The sequence below is a fragment of the Bacillus cereus group sp. BfR-BA-01524 genome (genome assembly GCF_022662595.1).
Lineage (GTDB): Bacteria > Bacillota > Bacilli > Bacillales > Bacillaceae_G > Bacillus_A > Bacillus_A thuringiensis_S.
Genome location: NZ_JAKUDW010000236.1, coordinates 1 through 1218 on the forward strand (window position 1 = coordinate 1; position 1218 = coordinate 1218).

Here is a 1218-nt window from a genome sequence, read left to right on the forward strand (position 1 = left end):
CCTGTTCCCTCACCTGGTTTTTCCGGATCTTTATCTGTATCTTTTTTATTTGTAATTTGAAGCTTTACAACTTCAATTTTTTCATTAGAAATCGTAAATTTGATTTCCTTATTGGATAAAGTGTATCCTTCTGGCGCTTGGATTTCTTTTAAAATATAATCTCCTGGTTCTAACTTCTTAGAAATTGCTTTACCGCTCTTATTTGTTGTTAATGTGTCCATTTTTGTTCCGTCTTTCCAAATTTCAAACACTGCGCCTGCTAATGTTGTATTTGTATTATTAGCATCTACCTTTGTAATTTCTAATTGACCTGTAATTTCTTCTTTCACTTTTTCATTCATAACTTCTTGTTTTACTACATCATTTGCTACAACATTTACTTCTACTGTTACTTCTAACGCCTTATAACCTTCCGGCGCTTTCGTTTCTTCTAACGTGTACTTTCCTGGCACTACGTTTTCGAATTTCACAACACCATCTTTATCTGTTGTTTTCGCCTCTCCAACTACTTGGCCAGCTTCGTTTTTCAGTTTAAATTCTGCACCTGCCAGAACTCTTCCACTCTCTGCATCCTTTTTGATTACTTGTAAGCTTCCTAGTTCTTTTGCGTTTTCTATTTGTACTTCTACTACTTTGTCTGCTTCCACAACGACTTCAATTTCTTCTTTTAACAACTTATACCCTTGTGGTGCTTTCGTTTCTTTTAATGTGTACTTTCCTGGCTCTAATTTCTGAGAAATTACTTTACCAGTTTTATCTGTTCGTAACGTATCTACTTTTTTACCATCCTTATACACTTCGAATTCTGCGTCTGATAATACTTTCGTTTTATCTTCTGCATCTACTTTCACAATTTCAAATTGACCTGTTACTTTTTCATTCGTAACCTCTTGTTTTACTACTTCGTTCGCTACAACGTTTACTTCTACTGTTACTTCTAACGCCTTATAACCTTCTGGTGCTTTCGTTTCTTCTAACGTGTACTTTCCTGGCACTACGTTTTCGAATTTCACAACACCATCTTTATCTGTTGTTTTCGTTTCTCCAACTACTTGACCAGATTCATTCTTTAATTTAAATTCTGCGCCTGCTAGAACTTTTCCACTTTCTGCATCCTTTTTGATTACTTGTAAGCTTCCTAGTTCTTTTGCGTTTTCTACTTGTACTTCTACTACTTTGTCCGCTTCCACAACGACTTTAATTTCTTCTTTTAACAAC

1 protein-coding gene is annotated in these 1218 nt (G+C 35.1%); it reads right to left on the reverse strand.

The window, feature by feature from the left end; genetic code table 11:
- The coding region (locus MR170_RS30655; RefSeq protein ID WP_276575691.1) for an MSCRAMM family protein at positions 1 to 1218 on the reverse strand (1218 nt) is incomplete at both ends.